The organism is Bacillus sp. FSL M7-0791 (assembly GCF_038627085.1).
Classification (GTDB): Bacteria; Bacillota; Bacilli; order Bacillales; family Bacillaceae; genus Bacillus; species Bacillus safensis.
In genome coordinates this window covers 3460728-3479599 of sequence record NZ_CP152022.1, presented here as the reverse complement: position 1 = coordinate 3479599, position 18872 = coordinate 3460728, and the positions used below count along the sequence as shown (strand labels likewise).

The 18872-nt window shown below is 41.0% G+C and carries 17 protein-coding genes and 1 riboswitch; of the genes, 8 read left to right on the top strand and 9 right to left on the bottom strand.

Features of this window, described 5'->3' with window-relative positions; genetic code table 11:
- The first annotated feature begins 98 nt into the window (after window positions 1-98).
- Both MHI08_RS17885 and MHI08_RS17880 read left to right on the top strand, forming a co-directional pair.
- Window positions 99-2006, top strand: coding sequence for a beta-glucoside-specific PTS transporter subunit IIABC (locus tag MHI08_RS17885; protein WP_342499833.1), 1908 nt, complete (start codon window positions 99-101; stop codon window positions 2004-2006).
- Window positions 1978-3396, top strand: coding sequence for a glycoside hydrolase family 1 protein (locus tag MHI08_RS17880; RefSeq protein ID WP_061110275.1), 1419 nt, complete (start codon window positions 1978-1980; stop codon window positions 3394-3396). The genes MHI08_RS17885 and MHI08_RS17880 overlap by 29 nt, the downstream gene beginning before the upstream one ends.
- A 492-nt stretch (window positions 3397-3888) precedes the next feature.
- On the opposite strand, the gene MHI08_RS17875 is transcribed toward MHI08_RS17880, so the two are convergent.
- The 6 genes from MHI08_RS17875 to MHI08_RS17850 all read right to left on the bottom strand — a co-directional run bounded on the left by MHI08_RS17875 (window position 3889) and on the right by MHI08_RS17850 (window position 12068).
- Window positions 3889-4878 (bottom strand): GNAT family N-acetyltransferase, encoded by a 990-nt coding sequence (locus MHI08_RS17875; RefSeq protein ID WP_034667859.1) that lies wholly within the window; start codon window positions 4876-4878, stop codon window positions 3889-3891.
- Window positions 4879-5914: 1036 nt separating this feature from the next.
- Window positions 5915-7036 carry a 5-methyltetrahydropteroyltriglutamate--homocysteine S-methyltransferase gene (locus MHI08_RS17870; RefSeq protein WP_024423919.1) on the bottom strand — a complete coding sequence of 374 codons (1122 nt, stop codon included), beginning with the start codon at window positions 7034-7036 and terminating at the stop codon, window positions 5915-5917.
- An 88-nt stretch (window positions 7037-7124) separates the two neighbouring features.
- Window positions 7125-7237, bottom strand: a riboswitch (SAM riboswitch).
- A gap of 82 nt (window positions 7238-7319) precedes the next feature.
- A complete protein-coding gene (locus MHI08_RS17865; RefSeq protein ID WP_342499832.1) occupies window positions 7320-8639 on the bottom strand; it encodes a gluconate:H+ symporter in 1320 nt (439 codons plus the stop codon).
- A gap of 50 nt (window positions 8640-8689) precedes the next feature.
- Window positions 8690-10111, bottom strand: coding sequence for a four-carbon acid sugar kinase family protein (locus MHI08_RS17860; RefSeq protein WP_056766807.1), 1422 nt, complete (start codon window positions 10109-10111; stop codon window positions 8690-8692).
- 7 nt (window positions 10112-10118) lie between these two features.
- A complete protein-coding gene (garR, locus tag MHI08_RS17855) occupies window positions 10119-11012 on the bottom strand; it encodes a 2-hydroxy-3-oxopropionate reductase (RefSeq protein ID WP_056765369.1) in 894 nt (297 codons plus the stop codon).
- Between the two features lie 198 nt (window positions 11013-11210).
- Window positions 11211-12068, bottom strand: a complete 858-nt coding sequence (locus tag MHI08_RS17850) for a MurR/RpiR family transcriptional regulator (protein ID WP_200956583.1) — start codon at window positions 12066-12068, stop codon at window positions 11211-11213.
- Between the two features lie 161 nt (window positions 12069-12229).
- Here MHI08_RS17850 and MHI08_RS17845 point away from each other — a divergent pair, with 161 nt between their 5' ends.
- Window positions 12230-12907, top strand: a complete 678-nt coding sequence (locus MHI08_RS17845; RefSeq protein WP_025093777.1) for a DUF3298 and DUF4163 domain-containing protein — start codon at window positions 12230-12232, stop codon at window positions 12905-12907.
- An 84-nt stretch (window positions 12908-12991) separates the two neighbouring features.
- On the opposite strand, the gene MHI08_RS17840 is transcribed toward MHI08_RS17845, so the two are convergent.
- Entirely contained in the window at window positions 12992-13171 is a 180-nt protein-coding gene (locus tag MHI08_RS17840) for a hypothetical protein (RefSeq protein ID WP_008345664.1), read from the bottom strand.
- A 289-nt stretch (window positions 13172-13460) separates the two neighbouring features.
- Window positions 13461-14693 (bottom strand): peptidase T, encoded by a 1233-nt coding sequence (pepT, locus tag MHI08_RS17835; RefSeq protein ID WP_056765374.1) that lies wholly within the window; start codon window positions 14691-14693, stop codon window positions 13461-13463.
- A 226-nt stretch (window positions 14694-14919) separates the two neighbouring features.
- Between pepT and MHI08_RS17830 the strand changes: the two genes are divergently transcribed.
- The 5 genes from MHI08_RS17830 (at window position 14920) to MHI08_RS17810 (ending at window position 18328) form a co-directional block, all read left to right on the top strand.
- Window positions 14920-15243, top strand: a complete 324-nt coding sequence (locus MHI08_RS17830; protein WP_056765375.1) for a WXG100 family type VII secretion target — start codon at window positions 14920-14922, stop codon at window positions 15241-15243.
- 4 nt (window positions 15244-15247) lie between these two features.
- Window positions 15248-16444, top strand: a complete 1197-nt coding sequence (locus tag MHI08_RS17825) for a glycine zipper domain-containing protein (protein ID WP_024427531.1) — start codon at window positions 15248-15250, stop codon at window positions 16442-16444.
- A 12-nt stretch (window positions 16445-16456) separates the two neighbouring features.
- Entirely contained in the window at window positions 16457-17215 is a 759-nt protein-coding gene (locus MHI08_RS17820; protein WP_056765377.1) for a hypothetical protein, read from the top strand.
- 21 nt (window positions 17216-17236) lie between these two features.
- The gene (locus tag MHI08_RS17815; RefSeq protein WP_024427529.1) at window positions 17237-17764 is read left to right on the top strand and encodes a YfjD family protein; all 528 of its coding nucleotides are present in this window, start codon (window positions 17237-17239) and stop codon (window positions 17762-17764) included.
- A gap of 99 nt (window positions 17765-17863) precedes the next feature.
- Window positions 17864-18328: a helix-turn-helix transcriptional regulator gene (locus MHI08_RS17810; RefSeq protein ID WP_024423909.1), complete on the top strand. Its 465-nt coding sequence runs from the start codon at window positions 17864-17866 to the stop codon at window positions 18326-18328.
- Between the two features lie 54 nt (window positions 18329-18382).
- On the opposite strand, the gene MHI08_RS17805 is transcribed toward MHI08_RS17810, so the two are convergent.
- Window positions 18383-18730 (bottom strand): helix-turn-helix transcriptional regulator, encoded by a 348-nt coding sequence (locus tag MHI08_RS17805; RefSeq protein ID WP_039182556.1) that lies wholly within the window; start codon window positions 18728-18730, stop codon window positions 18383-18385.
- Window positions 18731-18872: the final 142 nt, after the last annotated feature.

Genomic DNA, 18872 nt, shown 5'->3' with positions numbered 1-18872 from the left:
AAATATCGATTAATGTCTGAATCGCTATTTCTCGGACATTAATGGATGTTTAGGTTTTTTCTATATCAAGATGAAATCAACGATTGGAGGGTAACACAATGAACCACAAACAAACAGCAAAAGAAGTGCTAGAACTTGTCGGCGGTGAAAAGAATGTTAAACACGTCACGCATTGTATGACAAGACTTCGCTTCAACTTATACGATGAAAGCAAGGCAGATAAAGAGAAGCTGCAATCAACAGACGGCGTCATGGGCGTGAATCAAAGCGGAGGCCAATATCATGTCATTATCGGCAATGATGTCTCAAATGTCTATCAAGCGATGGTCGCTGATTCAGGTCTATCATCTGATGTAAAGTCAGGCGGTACAGAAGAAGCGTCAAAACAAAATGTGATATCAAAGCTTTTCGATTTTATCTCTGGTGTCTTCACACCGATTCTTCCAGCCATCGCTGGGGCCGGTATGATCAAAGGGATTTTGGCACTGATGCTCACATTCCAGTGGATATCAGATAAAAGCAGTACGTATGCGATTTTAACAGCCATCGGAGATGGAGCCTTTTACTTCTTACCGATTTTGCTTGCTGTAAGCGTAGCCAAAAAAATTGGCACAAATCAGTATATCGCGGCTGCCATTGCAGCAGCAGCACTGCACCCGCAGTTAACCGCTTTACTGGGCGCGGGAAATACAGAATTTTTAGGCTTGCCAGTGGTTGCCGTTGTGTACTCTTCATCGGTGATTCCAATTCTACTCACCATCTGGCTTGGTTCATATGTTGAAAGATTCGCAGAAAAATATAGTCCGAAATCATTAAAGATCATCCTTGTTCCAACAGTCACACTTCTAGTCGTTGTACCAGTTATGCTCATCGCGGTTGGACCGCTTGGCGGGATTATCGGAAGTGGCCTTTCAGGTGGAATTGATTTATTGTTTAAACATGCAGGTCTTTTGGCCGGACTCTTGATCGGCGGATTCATGTCACCATTGATCATTACGGGCATGCACTATGCACTGCTTCCAATCATGATCAACAACATTACGTTAAACGGTTTTGACTACATTCTACCAATGATGTTTGTAGCGAATATGGCACAAGCAGGCGCAGCATTCGGTGTCTTCTTAAGATCAAAAAACAAAACATTCAAATCATTGGCGATGTCTACAAGTATCACAGCCTTAATGGGTATTACTGAACCTGCTATGTATGGTGTGAACATGCGATTGAAAAAACCGTTCCTTGCAGCCCTTATTGGTGCAGCAGCAGGCGGCGTGTTCATGTCAATCTTTAAAGTAAAATCATATGTGATATCTGGATCAGCAGGCCTTCCAGGTCTCCCAACATTCATTGGACCAACATTTGTCTACTCAATCATCGGTTTAGTCATCGGATTTGTTGTAGCAACGATCATGACACTTGTTCTAGGATTCAAAGATGTACCAGTGAAAGATGATACAAAAGCAGACAAACCAGAAGAAAAGAAAGACACAGCAGCACTTCAAAATGAAGTGGTAAAAAGCCCGCTTGAAGGTCAACTAAAGCCGCTCAATCAAGTAAATGATGCAACATTTTCTAATGAAATTATGGGTAAAGGTGCAGCCATTGTACCAACAGCTGGGCGTGTTGTAGCACCGTTCAACGGCAAGGTTGAAACCATTTTCCACACAAAACATGCCATTGGCTTGAAGAGTGAACAAGGTACAGAACTTCTCATTCATGTCGGGATTGACACGGTAAAACTTGGCGGAAAGTATTTCACAAGTCATGTGCAGTCAGGTGATCTGATTCAAGCAGGAGATGTACTCATTGATTTTGATATCGAGGGCATTCAGCAAGAAGGCTATGATGTCACCACACCTGTTATTGTCACCAACACGAATGATTATGCACAAGTTGATGCGAAAACAGATGGAACGATTACAGTGAAAGAGACACTGCTTACAGTCAGTGTAGAAGAAAAAGAGGAGGGTATTCAACATGAACAAGTTAGAAAAAACATTTCCTAAAGGTTTCTTATGGGGCGGCGCTGTTGCAGCCAACCAAGTTGAAGGCGCATATAATCAAGATGGAAAAGGCTTATCGACAGCTGATGTGTCACCAAATGGTATTATGCACCCATTTGATGAATCAATGAAAGACCTTAACTTATATCATGATGCAATCGATTTCTACCATCGCTATAAAGAAGATATTGCACTCTTTGCAGAAATGGGATTCAAGTGCTTCAGACTATCCATTTCTTGGCCGCGTATTTTCCCAAATGGCGACGATGCGGAACCGAATGAAGCAGGCCTCGCTTTTTATGAAAAAGTATTTGATGAACTGCATAAGCACGGAATTGAGCCAGTTGTCACCATCTCTCACTATGAAATGCCGCTCGCACTTGTGAAAAACTACGGCGGATGGAGAAACCGCAAGCTTGTCGATCTTTATGAAACATACGCGAAAACATTGTTCACTCGCTTTAAAGACAAAGTGAAATATTGGATGACATTCAATGAAATCAATGTCGTGTTACATGCGCCTTTCACTGGCGGCGGACTTGTATTTGAAGAGGGTGATGACGAGAAAAGCATTCAATATCAAGCAGCGCATCACCAATTTGTTGCAAGTGCTTTGGCTGTCAAAGCAGGACACGAAATCATTCCTGATGCGAAAATCGGCTGTATGATTGCAGCGATGACAACTTATCCGTACAGCTCAAGACCAGAAGATATGTTTGCTGCAATTGAGCAAGACCGTAAAACATTATTCTTCTCAGATGTACAGGCAAGAGGTTATTACCCAGGTTACATGAAACGTTATTTCCTTGAAAATGACATCAACATCGAGTTCCAAGAAGGGGACGAAGACATTTTAAGAAACCATACAGTGGACTATATTGGCTTCAGTTATTATATGAGCTTTGTGACAAGTACAGATCCAGAGATTCTTGGACAAGTGACTGGCGGTAACTTATTTGAAGGTGTGAAAAACCCTTATCTAGAAGCAAGTGATTGGGGCTGGCAAATTGATCCGAAAGGACTTCGTACAACACTGAATCAGCTGTATGACCGCTACCAAAAGCCATTGTTTATCGTAGAAAATGGATTGGGTGCTGTCGATCAAGTAGAAGAAGACGGATCAATTCAAGACGATTACCGAATTGATTACCTCAGAAGCCATTTGCTAGAGGCGAGAGAAGCGATCGCAGACGGAGTTGACCTGATCGGTTATACAAGCTGGGGCCCAATTGACCTTGTCAGCGCATCAACGGCTGAAATGAAAAAACGCTACGGCTTCATTTATGTTGACCGTGATAATGAAGGAAACGGTACATTAGATAGAAAGAAAAAGAAAAGCTTCGATTGGTATAAACAAGTGATTGCGACAAATGGTGAACATTTGGATTACTAAACAGAGGAAATATTGTTTCGATCCTTTAAGAACATCTAGTGTCTTGAAATGGTGAAAACAATTTGAATCAGGCATTATCATTCATTGGGTCTCCTCTAGGGGCATGATGGGTGATAATGCCTTTTTTATGAAAAAGACATTATCGAACAAAAAATAAACCACACTTTAATTTGTTGCGTGGTTCATATAAATCATATAATGGTTTTAATTCGGTAATACCCATTCTTCAAGTATTTCTTTTATATCTTCAATGATTAGGGTATTTAAAATTAAATTCTAGTAGACTTAACCCTTTCCCAATTGTGGTCTAAGAAAAGAATCCTATTCTCAAATGGTTATCAGCAGCAATTCTGTCTTCAATTCAGTAATTATACATCTGAATCTTTCTCCACTGTATGAATTCATAATCAATATTATAAAATTTAACTAGCCCAGGATAGACTATTAATAACTTGGTAGTACTTATGGAACTAGTCAGTCAGCTTTTTATAGTCATTGTATCAACCTTTTTTCAAATTCTAATTCATCTTTGACATGTATTCCGTAATTTCCTATAGAGGGAATTGTAGGTTTAACCATTCTTGCTTTATCAATTGCACCAATATAGATGTTTTTGAAAGAATATCCCTTTCTTTGATAAAACCTAATTGCATTTAAGTTATCATTACTAGTGATTAAATTAATAGAGTGTATATTTTGTGTTTTTAGATTTTGTTCTAACTCAAAAAGTAATCTACTTCCAACACCATGGTACTTTTCTAGAGCCTCCAAAGTCAGGATTTCTGCCTCTTCTTTGAATATTTTGTAAACTAATATTCCTACTATATAATCTCCACGTTTAGCCAACAAAATGTTTTCATTTAAAACATTATAAGTTGTCCCTTTAGACACCATAGTCGTTCCACCCCAATGTTCATTAAAAAACCATGTTAACCACGAAAAGTCTTTTGAACTTGGCTGAGTTATTATCAATTCTTCTGAAAGAGAACATTTTTTTGACAGCTGGATATGGGCTATTTCTTTTTCATGCGCTTGATCCTCAGAAAAATGGATTGAGATGCCTAGTTTTTCGGCGTTTATTTGAGCAAGTTTTTGTGCATAGTTCGAAAAATCTTCAGGGTCAATACCAAAATAAAAAAAACTCTCAGGTGGATTCTTTTTGTACCACAGTTTGCTACTGATGACATATTCGTTTTGTTTTGTTTCAGTTATGCTGATATCATCATATAATAGTGCTCTTCCTTCAATAAACTCTAAGACAAATTCATCTAATTTGTTTTGAGTAAATATACGGTTTTTTTCTTGAAAATATCCTATTTCACTTAATTTGCTGTGAATCCAATTAATTAAATCATCCTCGTTTAGTTCATTATCTCTCGCTAGTGCCATTAGCATTGCAATGTAATTAACGATTGTTTTGCTTCTCTTAGTTGAAATGTTTTTATAGATGTTTTCTAAAATATCGTTGTTAAGTTTATTCATTTTACATATACAACTTCCTTTTCAATTAATTGTTTACTCAATGCTTGCAGGTCTTCGATACAAGTTTGAACATCTGTATCATATTCTTCAGTAATTTCTAACAAGTTACCAAGATTGTGGCTTTGGCTCGTTTGTATCCATACTTGTTGGAATATCTCCGTTCAACGGAGAATTCTAAAGGATGGAATGAATAATTTGAATACCTGTGCTGGTGTAATGGGGGTATGGTTTATAATTTTATTACCTATCGACGGATAGTTTATTTTCTTTGGCGAAATCATTATATAAATAACATTCATCATAAGTTAGCCATGAATGTACACTCCTTTCCTAAAGTGTTAAGGTATGAAAAAACAAGTTTATAATACATGTCCATTAGCAATAACTACATTACTAAACTCAACAAGAAGAGTAGTTTTATAAACTTTATTCTTGTAATCATTTTTCTATTTATGTATTAAATTTCAAGTTAATACCCTAACGGAAGTCATAATATCACATTTTTCTTATTTTTTTAATTTAGATCAATAAATTTTTGACAAGTTTTTATATCGATACTCTCTATCTAATAAAGTGAATATCATTGAGGAGGCAGTGACCTTAACGAATTTTTAGTACCACCTGTAGGGGGCAAAGAGTTGGTATGAAAAAGAGTTGCCTTAGCATTTGATTTCACCGATATATTTAAACCAAAGCTTCGAGACCCCATAAACTATAGTCACACTTTTAGGTTTGCTTGAGGGAACGATGGAAAAAGCAGTATTGTAATTTCTAATAATTAGGGTGGATTTTCAGTAGGAGATATTCTGGCTAGGAAGATGACTTGAATGTATCAATCCACTTAACTTGTTAGACAACTTATGAGTATAAAAATGGTTTTTAAGAAGATAACGTATGTTCAATATCTTCTTAAACTTAACTATAGAAGTAATACGATTAAACTTAATATCAAGTTGATTGAGATGACAAAAAATAAAGAACCGCTTAAAAAAGCGGTTCTTTATTATGAAGGTCAGCTTTTTCTGTAAGTTTCCGCCTATTTCCACACTTGATCAGCAATCTCAATCACATGACGCAGCTTTTCCCATTGCTGCTCTTCTGTTAACAGGTTGCCTTCCTCTGTTGAGGCGAATCCGCATTGTGGACTCAAACAAATTTGGTTAATGTCCACATATTGAGCCGCTTCCTCAATGCGTTTTTTAATCTGTTCAACTGGCTCAAGCTCTCCATATTTTGAAGTGACAAGGCCTAGTACGATTTGAAGGTTTGGGTTCTTCACATATCGAAGGGGCTCAAATCCGCCAGAACGATCGTCGTCAAACTCTAAAAAGAGACCATCAAGATCTAAGCCGGCAAAAATTGTTTCTGCCGCTGCTTCGTAACCACCTTCAGCTGCCCATGTCGATTTAAAGTTACCGCGGCAAATGTGCATCGTAATCACCAAATCCTCTGGGCGGTCAGCAACAGCTTCATTGATTGTCTTCGCAAACGATTCGCGAAGTTCATCTTCTTCTCGGCCAAAGGCTTTGATTTGTTCGTGGCCTTTTTCAGAAAAGAACACCGCCCATGCCGTATCATCCAGCTGCAAGTAGCGGCAGCCTGCATCATAAAAAGCACGGATTGCTTTCTTATATGCCTGTGCCACATCATGGTGGAATTCCTCTAAGCTGTCATACACCCCTTCTTCAAGCTTTCCACGGAAAAAGAGCATATTCGGACTTGGAATCGTCATTTTAGCCGTATGATCACCAGCGATGCTGTGAAGGAAACGATAATCCTCCAGCATTGGATGATCTGTAAAATCGATCTTGCCTGTTACCTTGATGCCTCTAGCTTTTGTCGTTGTGTTATGAAATTGAATGCCTTGATCTGCTTCAAACCCTTCAACCCCATCGAGTCCTTCAAGAAAGTCAAAATGCCACCATGCACGTCTGAATTCACCATCTGTGACAACCTCTAACCCAATTTCTTTTTGCTTCTCTACAATACGTGTAATTTCTTCGTTTTCAATTTGTCGGAGCTGCTCTGCTGTCAGCGTACCGTCTGCTTTTTGCTTGCGTGCTTCCTTGATGCGCTCTGAACGAAGTAAACTTCCTACTTGATCTGCGCGGAATGGCGGTTTCGTTGTTTTCTTTCCAATGGTTTGTACTTGAGTCATGCTGAATCCCTTCTTTCTTCAGGTTAAAAAATCAAATAAAAAAGCTCTTCCTTAGATAAGGAAGAGCATCATATACTGTGAGAACTCTGCCTTATCTTCAAACAAGCATTTGCTTGCTTAAGGAATTAGCACCATTCTGTTCCTAGGAACAGCGGTTGCCGGGTTTCACAGGGCCAGTCCCTCCACCACTCTTAATAAGGTTACCTTTTGATTCAATTTTCTTAATAAACACAATTATTCAACGTTTTCAGGGAAAAGTCAATGGTTTTTACAATTTAATTTCCTACATGAACAAATCAGCGACAAGAACACCAGCTAGTCCGACAAGTGAAAGCACGGTGACCATCAATGTCCACGTTTTAAAAGTTTGAGCCATTGATAGGTTAAAGTATTCTTTATAAATCCAGAAACCCGCATCATTCACATGAGAGAACGTGATACTGCCGGCACCTGTTGCGATCACCATTAATTCAGGGCTGACACCCGTCAGGCCAATCAGTGGTGCAGAAATGCCAGCCGCCGTGAGACCGGCGACAGTGGCTGATCCTAAAGAGACACGAAGGACAGCAGCAATGAGCCAAGTCAGAAGCAGGGGAGAAAGTGTGCTTCCTTGCATGATTCCTGCAATGTATTGATCGACGCCGCTATCAATGAGCACTTGTTTAAAGGCACCGCCGCCTGCAATAATTAATAGAATCATAGCAATAGACCCGATAGAATCCGTGATGGACTTCATCACATCCTGCATGCTCTTTCCTCTTCCAAGCCCAAACGTGTAGATGGCAAGCAGCACTGAGATTAATAGTGCAATCGCCGGTTCGCCTAAAAACTCAGCGGTTGGCAGCAATAGGGAGGATGGGAAGAAAATTTCTAGAAATGCTCTGAATGTCATAAGTAATACAGGCAAAACAGCAGTGAAAATGCTAATGCCGAAGCTAGGCATTTCTTCTTCTGTGAATTCCTTTGGATTAAATAAGTTCTTTGGGATATGTGCGTGCAACTGATCTTTTTTAAATAGTTTCGTAAACAGAAGTCCGCCTACTAAAACAGCAGGAATCGCTAAAATAATCCCAACCAATAAGGTTTGTCCCATGTTTGCCTGAAAGACATTCGCAATGGCAGTTGGTCCTGGGTGAGGAGGGAGGAAGCCATGTGTGGTGATGAGTGCAGCGACGAGCGGCATACCCACATACAGCACAGGAAGTCTTGCAGCCTGAGCGATTGTAAAGACTAATGGAATTAAGATAATGAATCCGGTTTCATAAAATAGAGCAATTCCAATCACAAACCCAGTCAGCATCGTCGCCCATTGGATTTTTCCGATGCCAAATCGGTCAATAAGTGTCATCGCGATCCGCTGAGCTCCGCCAGAATCAGCCATCAATTTCCCAAGCATCGCTCCAAAACCGAGAACGAGTGCCAGATGTCCGAGCGTACTGCCAAGTCCTTTTTCGACGGAAGCGATCGCTTCTAGTGGTGTCATCCCTTCTAACACAGCAACAATTAAAGAGACAATAATCAAAGAAATGAAAGCGTTTAACTTAAAGACAACCATGAGTAACAGCAATAACAAAACGCCAAGTCCAATAAACACTAATGACATGATCTTTCCTCCTTTGTGGTGCATAAGGGGGCGCAAACCCCCCCTATGCCTTATCCTTCAAGTATGTCTACAGCTTCTTTTAACGTATCCTTTGCCCCAACATTTCCCGGGAAAATCACATAAGACATGAAAGGGAATTTACTTTCTTCTCCTGTTTGCCAAACAGGGATCCCTGGTTTGATTTGACCTGCCACGGTCGCACGTTTCACGCTAAGTCCTCTTGTCCCAATATCGCTGGAGGTAATTCCACCTTTGGCAATAAGATACTTAGGACGAATGGTGAGACGCTGGACAATACTTGTCACAGCATCACTAATCTGTACAGAGAGCTTTAGTTCTTCCTCTTGGCGATCATCCCCAAGATCAAGCCGTTCTCTTCTTGTATAAACAGCCACAGATTGACCAGCTGCCAACAGTGTTTCAGTTTGCTGAATGACGCGGTCAATTTCTTCGCGAAAGGCATCAGGCTTTAACACGAGGTGGGTATTAAATTCAATAAAAGCCATCTCTTTATTTTGCTCAAGCGCTTTTAATTGTTCTGTTGTTTTTTTCACATGAGAACCGACCATAATGAGACCACCATGAGGGCTTTCTTCTTGTATCAAGTCATCTCTTGTTAATAAGGCTTGATCCCCTATACCGCCAAGTACTTTTGTGAGCGCCGCCGCACTTCTGAACATCAGCTGCTGTCCTGCTTGAATGGCTTCAATGAGAGCGGTGACAAAGACTTTGACATCGTCATAATCCACTGCGTTTACAACCACCTTTTTGAAATCCTTCACACCCATGAGCTGATGTTTGATTTGATCAATGCGTAAAGCCCGCAGATCAGCTAACGAAATGTAGGTCGTGTTCTCTTTTGTGAACATTCCTTCTGACTTTTCTTCAATCCATTCTCCAAGATGAGATGATTGAAAGCCGAATGTGCGGTCTCTTGCAAATTCTGTGTTACCAGCAGGAATTAATTCATGTCCTTCCTGTACGTAATGAATATTGTCGATCGTAAAGCGTCCACCTTCTTGGAAAAAAGGAAGAAGGATTTCACCATCGAAATGGCGGGAGCTTTGCTGTTCAATGGTCGTTTTGAGTACTTCAGTTTCAAGCGGAAAGTGTCCACGAAGAGTAGAATCCCCTCTGCTGACAATGACGAAGTCCTGATTAAGCCGTTTAGCCACCTTTACAATGGTTGCTGCGATTGTTTTGTGCGCAGCGGCAGTTTCTTTCTCTGTCATACTGCGAGAATTGGTCAAAATAAAGAACATGCGGCTGTCTTCAAGAAAACCAGCTTCAATGCTTTCCTCTGACCAATCGGTGAAAACAGAGACGCCATGTACGGTTTGAATCCCTGTTGGATCATCGTCTAATACAATAACTTTATGCTGAAAGCTGCTCAGTGCTTGTTCGTATGCTGATTGAATGGCCTTTGAATCTGCTTTCGGAATGGCATTCAGTATGTCAGTGCTTTGTTTCATGACCATCTCATCCTTTCTTTACTTCGACATGAGCCATTTTTTCGTAATATTGAACGATGCCGCCATGATCAAGCCCGGATTTTCCGTCCGCTTTGAGGGCGTGGAAGATTTCAAGCAGCTGACTAGAAAGCGGAAGAGGAACACCGATATCGTGAGCAGTTTCCATGACATTGGTTAAATCCTTCAAGTTGATGTCGATGCGTCCGCCAGGTTCAAAATTTCGTTCTAAGATGAGAGGGACCTTTGCATCGAGCACGGCACTTCCTGCCAGTCCGCCGCGGATGGCTTCATACATCTTATCAATGGCAATGCCTGATTTAGCAGCTAGAACGAGCGCCTCGGACATGGCCGCAATATTTAAGTTGACGATGATTTGATTGGCAAGCTTCGCTGTTGTCCCGCTGCCATTTGCTCCAACTAATACGACTTCAGTGCCCATTGCAAGCAGGACATCCTTCACTTGCTCAAAGATGGATTCTTCGCCGCCAGCCATGATGGCAAGTGTTCCGTCTATTGCCTTCGGTTCTCCGCCGCTGACAGGTGCATCGATAAATTCCACCTGATGCTGTTTGGCAAGAGCAGCTAAAGCCCTGGAGGTGACAGGAGAAACTGAGCTCATATCTACGATGATAGTGCCAGGTGCAGCTGTCGTTAAAATGCCTTGATCACCTGAAACGACTGCCTCTACATGCTCTCCTTTAGGAAGCATTGTGATGATGATATCGCTTTCAGAAGCTGCCTCAGCTGCTGAAACAGCACCTTTTGCTCCGGCTTCTTGTAACGATCGAATCGCTTCCTCATTTAGGTCAAAAACTGTCAAAGTATGACCAGCTTTTAATAGATTGAGTGCCATAGGTTTCCCCATAATACCTAGTCCAATGAATCCAATCTTCTTTGTCACGTTGCCTGCCTCCTATATAGAAAACCCTTACAAAAAGCGCTTTCTTTTCATTTTGTTAGTATATATACTATCTTTTAAATTTGATAGTAGGAAATAAACTATTGTTCATTTAATGTACATGACGTGATAGGAACGTGTCAACGGAAAATATGAAAAAAGTCACAAAAAAAGACCGGAATCAGCTCCGGTCTTTTGTGTTTATGTTTTATTTTTAGCTACGGCTAAACGAGATCGTTTCACGTTTTCAATGGCATTTGATCCTAGCTCTAAAACAGCGGTGACGTATAGTACATCAATGATCACAAGCTGGTTGATACGGGAGATCATGGAGTCTGATCGATAGGTTGTCTCTCTTGAAGAACTAAGCAGATGAAAGTCAGACCGCTTTGCGAGCTCAGATTTCGGATAGCTGGTGATAGAAGCAACCTTTGCCCCTTTTTCTTTTGCAAACTGTACGGCGTCAAGAATTTCTCTGCTCTCTCCTGAATGGGAGATTGCGACGATAAAATCGTGTTCCGTGGCGTGTGTGGCAATCATATTCATCATATGCGGATCACTGCATAGGCTCACTTCAAAACCAAGCTGCAGGAACTTATGATAAGCATCCCCAGCAATAAAGCTGGACGAGCCTGCTCCAAAAAAGACGGTTTTATGTGCCTGTTTCATGTGTTCAATGAATTGTGTGACGGCATGATCTTCTAAAATATGCTTCATATCTTGTATAGAGTTTGTTGTTAACTCTATGACCTTATGTTTAATATCAGCTACACTATCGGTTGCCTCGATCTCACCGTATATGGATTGAGGTGTATTGGTCGCGATATCCTGTGCGACATGGACACGAAACACTTGATACGATTCATAGCCAATTTTTCTTAGAAACCGAAAGATCGTCGTTTCACTTGTGCTGCATTCAGCAGCGAGTGCACTTATAGAATGAAGCACAACTTTCTGAGGGTTTTGTAAAATGTAATTGGCAATCTTTTTCTGGGTTGGGGACAAACTATGAAACGTTGTCCGAATGTGACTAAAAATATTCTCTTCTATGATAAACACCACACTTCATCTAGCATTCTACATTAAGCATACAGGAACTTATGAAAACGGTAAACAAACCCGATGTGGAAAAATGAAGAATAATATGGAAAAAATACTTCTTTTGGTTCTTTTGTCATGGTATACTCATTTGGTAATAGACAAAAATGGGGGTTTTTACTATGACAATGAAAAAAGGCCTAACGATCAGCCTGCTCATTTTCTCACTGATTGTTTCCTTGTTTGCGCCAGTTGGATCTGCTGATGCCAAACAAGCAAAAAAAGCAAAAGTAAGCACACACTATTATAAGAAGAAAAAAACGTTCAAATATGCACAGGTGAAAAATCTAAGCAAGACGCATATGAAAACCATCAATCGTGATTTAAAAGAAGATATCGCCTTCTCTTATTCTACTTACTTGTACTTAAAGGACGAAGCGAAAAAGGAAGGCTACGGGAAGGTCACGTATGAGAGAACGTATAAAACGAAATTTAACAATGGTAAGAAACTGAGTATCTTAAACTATGATTACATGTATAACGGTGGAGCGCACGGAGACACAATGGTTTCCAGCATGAACTATGTGTTAACAAAGAAAAAAACAAAGCAGTTGTTCTTGACAGACGTTGTGAAAACAAAGAAAAAGCGTACGAAAGTAAGAGATTATATTTATAACTACACAAAGAAACATAAAAGCAAATTCTACGCGAACCTGAAAAAAAGCGACATTGAAATCAACTACAACACGCAGTATTACTTCACGAAAAAGGGAATTGCTGTTGTCTTCCAGCCATATGAAATTTCACCTTATTATGTTGGAATTCCTATGATTCAAGTTCCTGCGAAGGTATATAAATAAAAAGAAAAACGACCAGATTCAGTGGTCGTTTTTTGCTGTTTATTCAACAAAAAGAGCCCCCTCATGAGGCTCTTTTATTTGGATTTATACTTGTTTAGGTGCATCGTTTAGTGGGTGACGGCGTTTTCCGTTGTAGTGGCGGCGCATACGAAAGATTTCAAACTCCGAAAGCTCTGCGCTTTTTCTTTTTTGGGTGCGGTTATCTTTTTTGAAAGAGAATAGTAAGTAGCAGCAAAGTGAAGCGATAATCAATAAAATCATCATATGACATTCCTCCAATTCATCCTATTCTTTAAGTGTAGACAGGGTGAGTGATGTTTATAACTGAAAATAAGCAGTAGAGTCGGTTTAGTTCTTAAGGTCCATTCAATCTGCTATTTTAGGTCTAAAATACTGGTTGTTTTTAACTATTATATTTCCAGTTATTTCACTCGTCAAGAAGAATTTTTTCTGGGGTTGTCTCTATTAGTACGAATAAGTGTCATAAAAGTTTCAGAAAATTGTAAACTTTTATTAAAAAACCGTTCCCGAACAGGAACGGTTGTAAACATGTTTATGCTTTTTCTTCAAATAAACGGGCAATTTCAACGATAACTTCGGTTGCTTTCACCATGTTTTCAACGGAAATAAATTCATATTTACCGTGGAAGTTTTCCCCGCCAGTAAAGATGTTTGGCGTTGGGAGACCTTTATATGAAAGCTGGGAGCCGTCTGTGCCGCCGCGAATTGGTTCAATGACCGGTGTTACTGAGCGATTTTCCATGGCTTCATGAGCAATGTCCACAATATGTTTCACCGGCTCAATTTTTTCTCTCATATTATAATATTGATCCTGAATGCTGAGGGTGATGCTGTTTTCTCCGTACGTGGCTTTTAAGTCATTTGCTATTTTTTCAAACAGTGCCTTGCGATTGTTGAATTTCTCTTTATCAAAATCACGGATAATATATTGCAGCTCGGCCTCTTCTACTTCCCCTACAAATTTCGTCAGGTGGAAAAAGCCTTCGTAGCCTTCTGTATATTCTGGAGATTCGTCAGAAGGCAGTTTGTTGTGAAAGAGCATCCCAATTTTCGCAGCGCTGACCATTTTGTCCTTTGCTGTTCCTGGGTGGACGTTGTTTCCTTTAATGGATACTTTCGCGCCCGCTGCGTTGAAGCTTTCATATTGCAGCTCGCCAAGCGGTCCGCCGTCAATTGTGTACGCATAGGAAGCGCCAAAGGCATCAACATCAAACTTGTGCGGCCCTCTGCCAATCTCTTCATCTGGCGTAAAAGCGACGCGGATTTTCCCATGCTTGATTTCTGGGTGTTCGATGAGGTAATGCATAGCTGTCATAATTTCTGCGATACCAGCTTTGTTATCTGCACCAAGCAGGGTTGTGCCATCTGTTGTAATCAGCGTATGTCCTTGGTACTTTTGTAAATTTGGAAACTGTTGTGGAGATAAAACGATATGTAGATCTTCATTTAAGGTAATGTCGCCGCCTTGATAGTTCTTATGAAGCTGCGGTTTTACATTTTTGCCGGTGAAGTCAGTGGCTGTGTCGATATGAGCCAGGAAGCCAATGGTCGGCACGTCTTTGTCTGTGTTAGATAGGATTGTCCCCATGACATAGCCGTTTTCATCCATAGTCACTTCTTGAATCCCGATGGATTTCATCTCTTCAACAAGCTGTCTCGCCAGGTTCAATTGTCCTTCAGTAGATGGGCAGCTTTCCTTTTCTGCATCTGACTGCGTATCTACCTTCACATAACTTGTGAAACGCTGAATCATTTCCTCTTTCATCTATACGTCACTCCTTTTGTAGAATACGTCCATTTTATCACGTCTTGAATGCGCTTCATAACAAGAAAGGCTTTCTCTGGCAATTAGAGAGGAAAAAGGCCTACTTTCATTAGGTAATGTGCTGAATGGTTCTTTAGGGTGATTTTTTTGGGTGTCTTTTTATTTATAATGAGGACATATAAAATCATCCATTTGTACGTTAAATTGGGAGAAAGGGGTGCGAAAGTTGGATTCTAGTCAAACGCTGGCACTCGCTCAAAAGTTTCAGGAAGCGGCTGATGAGATTCGGCAGTCCAAGCAGCTGCTGGAAAATCGGCTGAAGGCAGTAGGATCAGGCTGGCAGGGAGAAGCAAGGGATAAATTTGATCAAAGCTTTGAAGAAACAAAGGCACGCTACGATCAATTTGAAAAAGATTTGCTTGAAACAAGTCAGGAACTGCGGGATGCAGCGGTCAAAATTGAGGAGCGTAAAGCTGAAATTGCCAGAATGGAAGAGCTTGAGCGAAAGAGACGAGAAGAACGGAGAGAAAGAAACCGAGAAGGGAGATGATGTGATGGCACGTGACATTGTGGTTGATCCAGATCAGCTGACTGGGCTGGCGAATGATTTTGTAGGCGAGCTGTCAGCCATTGAAACGAAGCACCGCGATTTACATAGTGAACTGGACGGGCTGATTTTAGGCTGCGATCCTCGGTATAGAAGCTGTTTTTCTGGTGTCGGGGATGCATGGGGAGCAGGACAGGCATTAATCAGCAAATTGAGCAGTGATGATATTGCCATTCGTCATGCAACCGATAAAATGGTCGAAGCAGATGATATATTGCGGAAATTGTACAGTATCTATGATCAATATGGTACACTCACGAGCTTAGCTGGTATCGTGATGATGCAGGCGAAATATTACGGGCTTGGGATGACGACTTTCATTAAAGAGAATGGCCGATATGCAGCGCAGCATTCAAAGCTGCTGCTTGATCTGACCAGCCGGGTAGAAGGAACGAGATTTGACCGGTTAGCAAGGATTTGGCTGAGTAAAAAAGAATTATTAAAACGATCGAACTGGCCGATGGCTGACTTGGTCCATAAGAAATTCACAAAATTTTATCCTGACGATACAGTTGCGTTCACAAACAGTGTTCGTGATTTTACAAAAGGAAGTATTAATTGGAAGGACACGGCTGCGATTAAGTCTGTTCTGAAAAATGGTGCAAGATTTGCGAAAGGAAATGCCATTATTGCAACAGTTGTCACTGGTGCAACAGAAACGGTTGGCTGTGGATTGAAAATTGCCGAGAACTATGCAGAATTCGGAGATCAGCCCGAAGTTCTTAAGCGTGAAAATGCAAAGGCTGTTGGAAATGCAGTGAACAATACGGTCTTTATCGCTGGCGGTTCTGTCGCAGGTGCCGTTGTCGGCGGTGCTCTTGGCAGCTTTGCAGGTCCGATTGGAACCGTTGTTGGCGGAGCCATTGGTTCAGCTGTAGGTGGATTTATTGGAGAAAAAGTCGCCAAGCTGACTTCCGGTTTTGCTGAACAGATGGCAGTGAAATTAAAGGACCCGATTCATGCAGTCGTGGATAAAGGGAAAAAAGCATTCGAACTGGCGGGTCAAGGTGTGAAAGCAGTGAATGATACCATTGATCAGGCAAATCAAGTGATACATAAAGGGATAGAAAAAACAAAAGAAACCGCAGATTCGCTCATAAAGGGTGCAGGCGATTTCTTTAAGGGTGCATTTTCTTTTGGATAAGGAGAGATCAAGTTGGATCAGCTAAGTCTAAGTATTGAGGAACTCATCTTTAGTTTTTACAGTGAAGGCTATTTTGAACAAGGCATGTCCTTAAAGGAGGCCTATTATCCTGAAGTAGAGGACGAGCGCCTTGGGTTTTTATTTGAAATTGCGTGCCGCTCTTTGCTTGCAAAAGGTGTACTGGAATTTCGAAACAGACAATACCGTTATAAAGCGGAATACCGTCATTTCATCCAGGCGATGAATGATGCCTCTCACACGATCAAGGCATCTAAATTTGGAGACACAGATGAAGAAGTCAGCACCTCTTTTCACACAACACAGGCGGGTGTATATGCGCATCATACGCTTTATGATCAACAAGTGCATCAGATTCGCAAACTGGACGGCGATCAGCAGGCAGAGGAGCAAGTGACAGCCTTTTTCAATATACAGATGAATGATCACCCTGAACCTGTCATCAGCCTCCAGGCAGAGGAATTTGAAATGCTGTTAGAGCAAGCAAGCGAAGCGAAAAATGAGTGGCCATCCTTCCTGAATAAAGCGGAGAATCAAGAGCTCGTGAAGGCATTTGTTTCTGATGTACAGACGAGAAAAGGAAAGATGGACTCCCTCATGAAGGTCGTCTATGACAAAAATAATACGCCTGATGTGGAGTCGATGATATTTGTAATTCCAGGTGAGAACCAATCGTGGCTTGTATCAGGAATAAAAGAAAATGAATTTCGCATTGAGACGGCTCATCTAGACGGGTTACGTTCTATATTCTAATGGAGAAAAGGAGAATGACGCTTGAATCCAAGTGAAGTAATAGAAGTAAGGAGCAGACCTTTTTTAAGAGTATGGGCATTCTTAGCAACGGGCGGCTTCGGTATCATCGGTATTTGGTTATTTTCAGAAGCCCTTACATTTGAATCAAACTATACATTGTTTTTATTTTTAGGCGGACTATTAGGTATTGTCTATGGCTGGATCTCCTTTTTGATGATTTTGCCTGCTTTTACGAAGAGGGGAAATGTGATTTTTCGCATTCAGCGCGGAGAGAATGGCGCTGTGCTGCACCGGGAGCGAACGATCTCTTTTCAAGATATTCAATCAATTGACATGCGCAGGCATCGTTACAGTATAAGAGGATTTCTTTTCATGGATGTGCTCATTCGGAAAGTAGATGGGAAATTGATCAAAATTCCGGCGTACAGCATTTTAGATGAAGAAGTATTTGAACAGACCGTCAAACAGGAGATCTATCCATATTTACATCAGACAGCCCAAGAAAATTGGAGACAGCAGCATGGCCAAGGAGAAGAGAAGACCGACTAAGCTGTTTTTGTCAGAATTCTATAGGATGAGGCGCCACTTTTTCGAAGAAATCGTGTATGATGTCAGTAAAGACTGAACACTCGAAAGAGGCGATGAGAGATGGATAAAGAGATGGTAATCGACCTCGTCACAGAACAAATGGCACGGATTCGAAAAGAAAAGGATTATACGCAGGATCGTATGGCGGAGGTACTTGGTCTATCGAAACGGCATCTACAGCAGGTTGAAAAAAACAGGCTGCGTCTCAACTGGACGCAATCCGCGGCCGTATGTGCATTATTCAGAGATAGTGACATTCTGAAAGGGACACTAGGGGATGACCCGCTTGAGATTTTGGAAGTTGTGGCACATGATGAATTACATCTATCAGTTGAGCGTACGATTGGCGGAAAGGTTTGGTGGAGGACGTCTGTCAAAAAAGGCACGTTTCGACTTCAGCAAAATGTGCTTAGTCAGCATTACCGCATCTTAGATGAGGAGAATTATCGCTATTATAGTTCGTTTAATAAAGAAGAAGCGAAGCGGCGGCTAGAGGAATTAAGCCAGCTGTCTTCTCCGTATTGAGATTGGAAAAGGAAAGAGAGGCACCTGTTTATAAGGTGCCTCTCTTTTCTGTGTTTATACTTTTAGAGTGTTTTTCGCCCGAATAAAGGCAACAAGCTGTTTGATTTCTTCATCATTTAGGGGAACGCCGTCTACATGAATGGTTCCTTCTTTTGCTTCCGTCAGTTCAATTTTGATATCAGAGATTTTGCGTTGTATCTCTGGCTCGTCCGTTCTACCAAGTAAAAAATCAATGGACGTATCATACAAATCAGCCAGCAGCTTCACTGCTTCAAGCGAAGGTCGTCGGTACCCAGATTCGTAACCGGCATAGGTGCTTTTGGCGATACCTAGGCGATCTGCCGTATGCTGGAGAGACCATTTTTTCTTTTTTCTAAGGGTGGTTAAACGATCGAGTATCATACATGAACGCTCCTTTATTTACAACAACAGTATATCATATTTTGACATAGAATGTACGCGTTATGCGTAACAATTTCTTGATTAATTCGCGTTATGTGACTATAATGGCAATGAAGGTACGCGTAAAGCGTATATTATAGAA

Excerpts from the sequence above, each read along its gene's own strand:
- MHI08_RS17805 (WP_039182556.1), bottom strand. The coding sequence starts at position 18,730 with ATGATACTCGATCGTTTAACCACCCTTAGAAAAAAGAAAAAATGGTCT.
- MHI08_RS17810 (WP_024423909.1), top strand. The coding sequence starts at position 17,864 with ATGGATAAAGAGATGGTAATCGACCTCGTCACAGAACAAATGGCACGG.
- MHI08_RS17870 (WP_024423919.1), bottom strand. The coding sequence starts at position 7,036 with ATGACTCAAGTACAAACCATTGGAAAGAAAACAACGAAACCGCCATTC.
- MHI08_RS17825 (WP_024427531.1), top strand. The coding sequence starts at position 15,248 with ATGGCACGTGACATTGTGGTTGATCCAGATCAGCTGACTGGGCTGGCG.
- MHI08_RS17840 (WP_008345664.1), bottom strand. The coding sequence starts at position 13,171 with ATGATGATTTTATTGATTATCGCTTCACTTTGCTGCTACTTACTATTC.
- MHI08_RS17860 (WP_056766807.1), bottom strand. The coding sequence starts at position 10,111 with ATGAAACAAAGCACTGACATACTGAATGCCATTCCGAAAGCAGATTCA.
- MHI08_RS17865 (WP_342499832.1), bottom strand. The coding sequence starts at position 8,639 with ATGTCATTAGTGTTTATTGGACTTGGCGTTTTGTTATTGCTGTTACTC.
- MHI08_RS17845 (WP_025093777.1), top strand. The coding sequence starts at position 12,230 with ATGACAATGAAAAAAGGCCTAACGATCAGCCTGCTCATTTTCTCACTG.
- pepT (WP_056765374.1), bottom strand. The coding sequence starts at position 14,693 with ATGAAAGAGGAAATGATTCAGCGTTTCACAAGTTATGTGAAGGTAGAT.
- MHI08_RS17885 (WP_342499833.1), top strand. The coding sequence starts at position 99 with ATGAACCACAAACAAACAGCAAAAGAAGTGCTAGAACTTGTCGGCGGT.
- MHI08_RS17875 (WP_034667859.1), bottom strand. The coding sequence starts at position 4,878 with ATGAATAAACTTAACAACGATATTTTAGAAAACATCTATAAAAACATT.
- MHI08_RS17880 (WP_061110275.1), top strand. The coding sequence starts at position 1,978 with ATGAACAAGTTAGAAAAAACATTTCCTAAAGGTTTCTTATGGGGCGGC.